This window comes from Aestuarium sp. (genome assembly GCF_023253315.1).
Taxonomy (GTDB): Bacteria; Pseudomonadota; Alphaproteobacteria; order Rhodobacterales; family Rhodobacteraceae; genus Marivivens; species Marivivens donghaensis.
Genome location: NZ_JALRGW010000045.1, coordinates 1 through 4134, shown reverse-complemented (window position 1 = coordinate 4134; position 4134 = coordinate 1). Strand labels below are relative to the sequence as shown.

Sequence of the window (4134 nt, the reverse complement as noted above, 5' to 3'; positions counted from 1 at the left end):
TAGCAAGCCCAGCATCATCCAGAATTTCAACATCGTCCCTCACTCTCTGAGCGGCCCTTACAGCGACAAGTCTGTCCTCGGCTACCCTAAGCTCAATTTGTGCTACTGCGTTGTCTACGGCGGCGCTCCGCCAGCGGAACAGGGCAAACAAACCCGCCAGTGCGATGACGGCGTAGATGCGCCAGCGGATGCCAAACATCAGCGGTCACCGTTTGCCCATTTCTTGAGGCGCTCTTTCATAATCCAGAGACCGGCCAGCAGGACAATCCCGCAGACGCCAACCGCGACAAGCTGGGCGGTGCCATCGAGGGCAGCGACGGCAGACACACCGCCACCGACCGCAGTCGCGATCTGAACCGACGATGCCTGAACGGTAGTCGATTGTGCGACCGATGTCCGCTTAGCTTCAGCCTCGCCGAAGAATGTTGGGACGTGGAAGCATGGGCATGCCTTTGCCGCATACTGATTGTGGCCGGTAACCTTGAGGTCTCCAAACCGGCGCTTCAGGTCCGCCACGATGTTGATCAGTGCCTTTTCCTGAGCTGGGGTGAAGTGGTCAGAGAATTTGTCAGTCGCCGTGCCGCCCTTGCCGCCGATCAGGCAGATGCCAATCGAGTTTGCATTGTGGCCAGCGACATGTGCGCCGGTACGCTCTACCGGACGCCCCTCTTTGACCGTCCCGTCAACGTCGATAACGTAATGGTAGCCAATATCGCTCCAGCCACGCTCCTCAACGTGCCAACGGCGGATCTCCGCCACTTTGTCAGAAGTGCTGCGGCCATCCATCCAAGATCGCGGAGTGTCGGCGGAGTGGATAATGATTTCGTTGATAGTTCGCATAGCGTGCCTCCATTGAGTTGGGCAAATTCCATCAGGTCGTTGGCCTGATCGAACTCGGTGAATTGCTGGTGGTTGATGTAGGTATTCTTAGCGTCACTCATATCAGATCTATGCACGATCCGCATCAAGTTCTGGTCAAACGCGATCAGGACGTAATATTCCGCACGCAGACCGCCGTTTGTGTAGTTGTAGCACCCATTGTGGCGTTTGGTTGCCGACTTGACCTCGACCTTTACCGGCATGTCATTCACCATCACGATCAGGTCAAACGAGCCGTCGATGACGTGGGCCTCAATGCCATGCTTTTCAAACATATAGGCCGCCCAGAATTCCCCTGCGCGGCCTATGTGTGTTGCCCTGCGTTTCACTGCCCGACCTTATCCTTTAATGACATCCAGACAGCGCCGGCGATGAATAACAGCGTGCCTGTCGTCACTATCTTAACAGTCGTGGCCCACATCGCTTTGCGAGTGTCGCGCCATGATCCGAGCAGGCTCCGAAGCTCGTCAATGTCGCGGCCAGCGTGTTCGTCATGCAGCCCAAGCTCTTCAAGAGCAGCTCTCGCGCCGCGTTTAGCAGCCCTGTCGAGCATTGCCTCAAGTTCTTCATGGGTTATCTGCACGCTGCCCATAGACATCACCTACACGTTCTTGATGCGAAACTTTGCAAAGTCGCCATCCATCAGCTTGCGCTTGGCATACTCTGCAAACTCTTTCGTCCCGATGGCGGCACCGCACTCTTTTGCCCATTGCTCGGCAACGATAAGCGGGATCGAGCCAACCTTGCGGACAGCCATCTCGCCGAACATCGACGGGGCGGCCTCACGTTCGTGGGCGTTCTGGTCAAGCAGTGATTGGATGTCCTGCGACTTGCGGATGACTAGCTTGCCATCGACAAAGTCATATGTCTCATTCGCTGTCTGCATCGTCGGCCTTCTTCGCTGGCTTTTTCGGTGCAGTTTTCGGGGTGATGTCTTTGGCAAAACCAGCCGCAACTAGCTCTTCGCAGAGGTGATCTTCCACGTCGCCAGTCCAGCCCATCTCGCGGGGCTTGCCGTCGATCCACGGCTTGAGGTCAGTGGTGATTTCAATCTTCTTGGACATATTCGTCTCCCAAATGTGGTTGTGGGGAGCGGATCACTCCACTCCCCACAGTTGGTAGCACAATATTATGTGCGTGTCAGCTTAGAGCGACGGATCGATGTCTGCGATGATGCCGTGTGCCTTCTCGCTGTCAACCTGCAGGCCATACTCTACCGAGATCAGGCGGCGCTCAGAGTGACCGGTGCGTGCCAGCGGCTTCTGAGTGGTGGTGGACAGGTATGCAACGCGAGCCATCGACGGGTCGAGAACGAACACATCTCTAGAGCGAACGAAGCGGCTCGGCACAATCTGAAGGTCACCAAAATCGGACACGTAAACGTCAACCGAAGCGACGATTTTCTTGTCCGAGATGTCGCGGTAGCGGGTAGCCGAACCGGTGAAGGTCGAAGAAATCTTCTGCTTCACGCCAGAGCCACAGAGAACCAGCGAAGGCTCTGCACCGTTGTCCCAGCAAGAAGCGATTACGTTCTTCAAGGAAGTTTCGGTTAGCGCCCGTAGGGTTCCGTCGGTTGCTGCGGTGGTCGGTGCGCCAGCGGTGCCGCCGGACAGTGCGCCGTTTGCACCACCGGTGCCACGATCCACGTTGGTGCGCAGGAACGCAGAGAGCGAAGCGGTTTCGCGAGCGGTGCCGGATGCGCCTGCAACAGCAGCGTTGTTCGAACCCACCAACATGGTCTCCATGTCGCGCTTCAGCTCTTTCAACTTATAGGCGATTTGCTTCGCCATCTTCTGTGCATCACCAGCGCCGTTTACTTTCTCGGCGGTGTCGGTAACCTCAACAATTTTATCGCTGATCTGGCTATAATTGCCCAGTCGAATTGCGTTGGTCGGTGCATCCGTAGCGGGAGCGTTCTCGCCCTCGATTACACGGTTGGAGTCCGAAGCGGCAGCCAGATCAACCTCTGCCCACTCAAAGTAGGTGTTCGAGATCGACTTCTTGCCGATGGTGGACATGAACGGAGTTTCCGTTGGCGAGATAGACACCAGTGCGTCCTGCAAATCCTCGCGGATCGTGCTGACGTCGTAGGTCTCGTTTGCATTAGCATTTACACCCATTTTAATCTCCTATGGTTAATGGGTCAGGACAGTAAGAAGTTGGCCACGTCATCGACGGAACCAGACTTCGCCATCCGAGCTTTCGCCTGTTGCGTCTTCGCCTTCTTGCTGGCATTTGGCATCGGCTTCGGACCTGCCTTCATCACCTTCGGTGCGGTGGCGGTCTTCTGCTTTGCCTCTGCCCGCGCTTTCTGCTGCTGACGCCACTTGTAGGCATCATGCAGAATGCGGATCTGGCGTGCATCAACGATCTGGCTGAGTTCCTCCGGCGTGTAGCCGTATTCGCTCGAACCTACGTCGATCAGTGCTTCGCGGAGCTTTTTCGCAGTCTCAGGGTCGGCGAATTCAGGAACCGCCTCCTTCAATCGTGCTACTTGCTGCTGCAGCATTTGCTCATGCTGTGCGGCACTGAATGCAGCCTGACGTTGCTGCACTGCGACAAACGCTTCCTGCTGCTGCTGGTACTCGGCCAGTTGGCTTTCATATTGCGCCCGCTGCTGCATGTAGCCAATCGGGTCGCTCTGTGCCAGTGCTGTATCCGGTGCCTTCGGCGGCTGGATAGGGTTTGCCAGACGCTGCTTCAGACCATCGATCTGAGCAAGCTCGGTTTGCAAGTTTTGCGCCATAGTCTGGACCTGTTTACGGGCCTCGGCTACTTCACGCATCCCCTGCTGGATATACTGCTGACCACTGTAACCTCTGCGGAGTTCATCGGTCGTCACCTGAATTTCAACTCCGTCCACCGTTACGGTGTGGAGTGGTTCTGGTTGACCTTCATCCTCTGCGGGATCAGTGTCGCCGTCATCCTCTTCGTCGTCGTAGGCTTCCTCATCAGAGGCGTCGGCTACGTCGTCGTCTTCATCATTTTCGCTAACTTGGTCTTCCAAGTCAACATCTGCCTCCGGCTGATCGTCTTTAATGGCCTCATCCGCAACGGGTGCCGCCTCTTCAATGAGGGCCAACGTCTCCGCATCAATCGCATCGTTCATGGTGTAGTCCTTTCAGGTTGCTACTGTTTGCGCTTCTCGATTTCACCGTCGGCAATCATGCCATCCAGTTCATCGATCAGCTCTCCTATTGCGAGGATAGACCCTCGCGCCTTCATGACTGCGACGCGATCCGCGCCTTTTGCCGT

The 4134-nt window shown here is 56.3% G+C and carries 7 protein-coding genes; all 7 read right to left on the bottom strand.

Translation table 11 applies throughout. From position 1 onward, the window contains the following. Positions 1 to 199, bottom strand: a 199-nt coding sequence (locus tag AC1QQ2_RS13645) for a hypothetical protein (protein ID WP_479713535.1), incomplete at its 3' end; no start/stop codon positions are given. Beyond that, the gene (locus AC1QQ2_RS13640; protein WP_479713534.1) at positions 199 to 840 is read right to left on the bottom strand and encodes an N-acetylmuramoyl-L-alanine amidase; all 642 of its coding nucleotides are present in this window, start codon (positions 838 to 840) and stop codon (positions 199 to 201) included. The genes AC1QQ2_RS13640 and AC1QQ2_RS13645, both read right to left, overlap by 1 nt. Before the next feature lie 364 nt (positions 841 to 1204). Further along, positions 1205 to 1462 carry a DUF6127 family protein gene (locus tag AC1QQ2_RS13635; RefSeq protein ID WP_479713533.1) on the bottom strand — a complete coding sequence of 86 codons (258 nt, stop codon included), beginning with the start codon at positions 1460 to 1462 and terminating at the stop codon, positions 1205 to 1207. Between the two features lie 18 nt (positions 1463 to 1480). After that, a complete protein-coding gene (locus tag AC1QQ2_RS13630) occupies positions 1481 to 1765 on the bottom strand; it encodes a hypothetical protein (RefSeq protein WP_479713532.1) in 285 nt (94 codons plus the stop codon). After that, positions 1749 to 1943: a hypothetical protein gene (locus AC1QQ2_RS13625; RefSeq protein ID WP_479713531.1), complete on the bottom strand. Its 195-nt coding sequence runs from the start codon at positions 1941 to 1943 to the stop codon at positions 1749 to 1751. Before AC1QQ2_RS13625 ends, AC1QQ2_RS13630 begins: the two co-directional genes overlap by 17 nt. Before the next feature lie 81 nt (positions 1944 to 2024). Further along, entirely contained in the window at positions 2025 to 2999 is a 975-nt protein-coding gene (locus AC1QQ2_RS13620) for a DUF5309 domain-containing protein (protein ID WP_479713530.1), read from the bottom strand. A gap of 23 nt (positions 3000 to 3022) precedes the next feature. After that, the gene (locus AC1QQ2_RS13615) at positions 3023 to 3988 is read right to left on the bottom strand and encodes a hypothetical protein (RefSeq protein ID WP_479713529.1); all 966 of its coding nucleotides are present in this window, start codon (positions 3986 to 3988) and stop codon (positions 3023 to 3025) included. Positions 3989 to 4134: the final 146 nt, after the last annotated feature.

Coding starts and splice junctions, on each gene's coding strand:
- AC1QQ2_RS13640 (WP_479713534.1), bottom strand. CDS start 840: ATGCGAACTATCAACGAAATCATTATCCACTCCGCCGACACTCCGCGA.
- AC1QQ2_RS13630 (WP_479713532.1), bottom strand. CDS start 1,765: ATGCAGACAGCGAATGAGACATATGACTTTGTCGATGGCAAGCTAGTC.
- AC1QQ2_RS13625 (WP_479713531.1), bottom strand. CDS start 1,943: ATGTCCAAGAAGATTGAAATCACCACTGACCTCAAGCCGTGGATCGAC.
- AC1QQ2_RS13620 (WP_479713530.1), bottom strand. CDS start 2,999: ATGGGTGTAAATGCTAATGCAAACGAGACCTACGACGTCAGCACGATC.
- AC1QQ2_RS13615 (WP_479713529.1), bottom strand. CDS start 3,988: ATGAACGATGCGATTGATGCGGAGACGTTGGCCCTCATTGAAGAGGCG.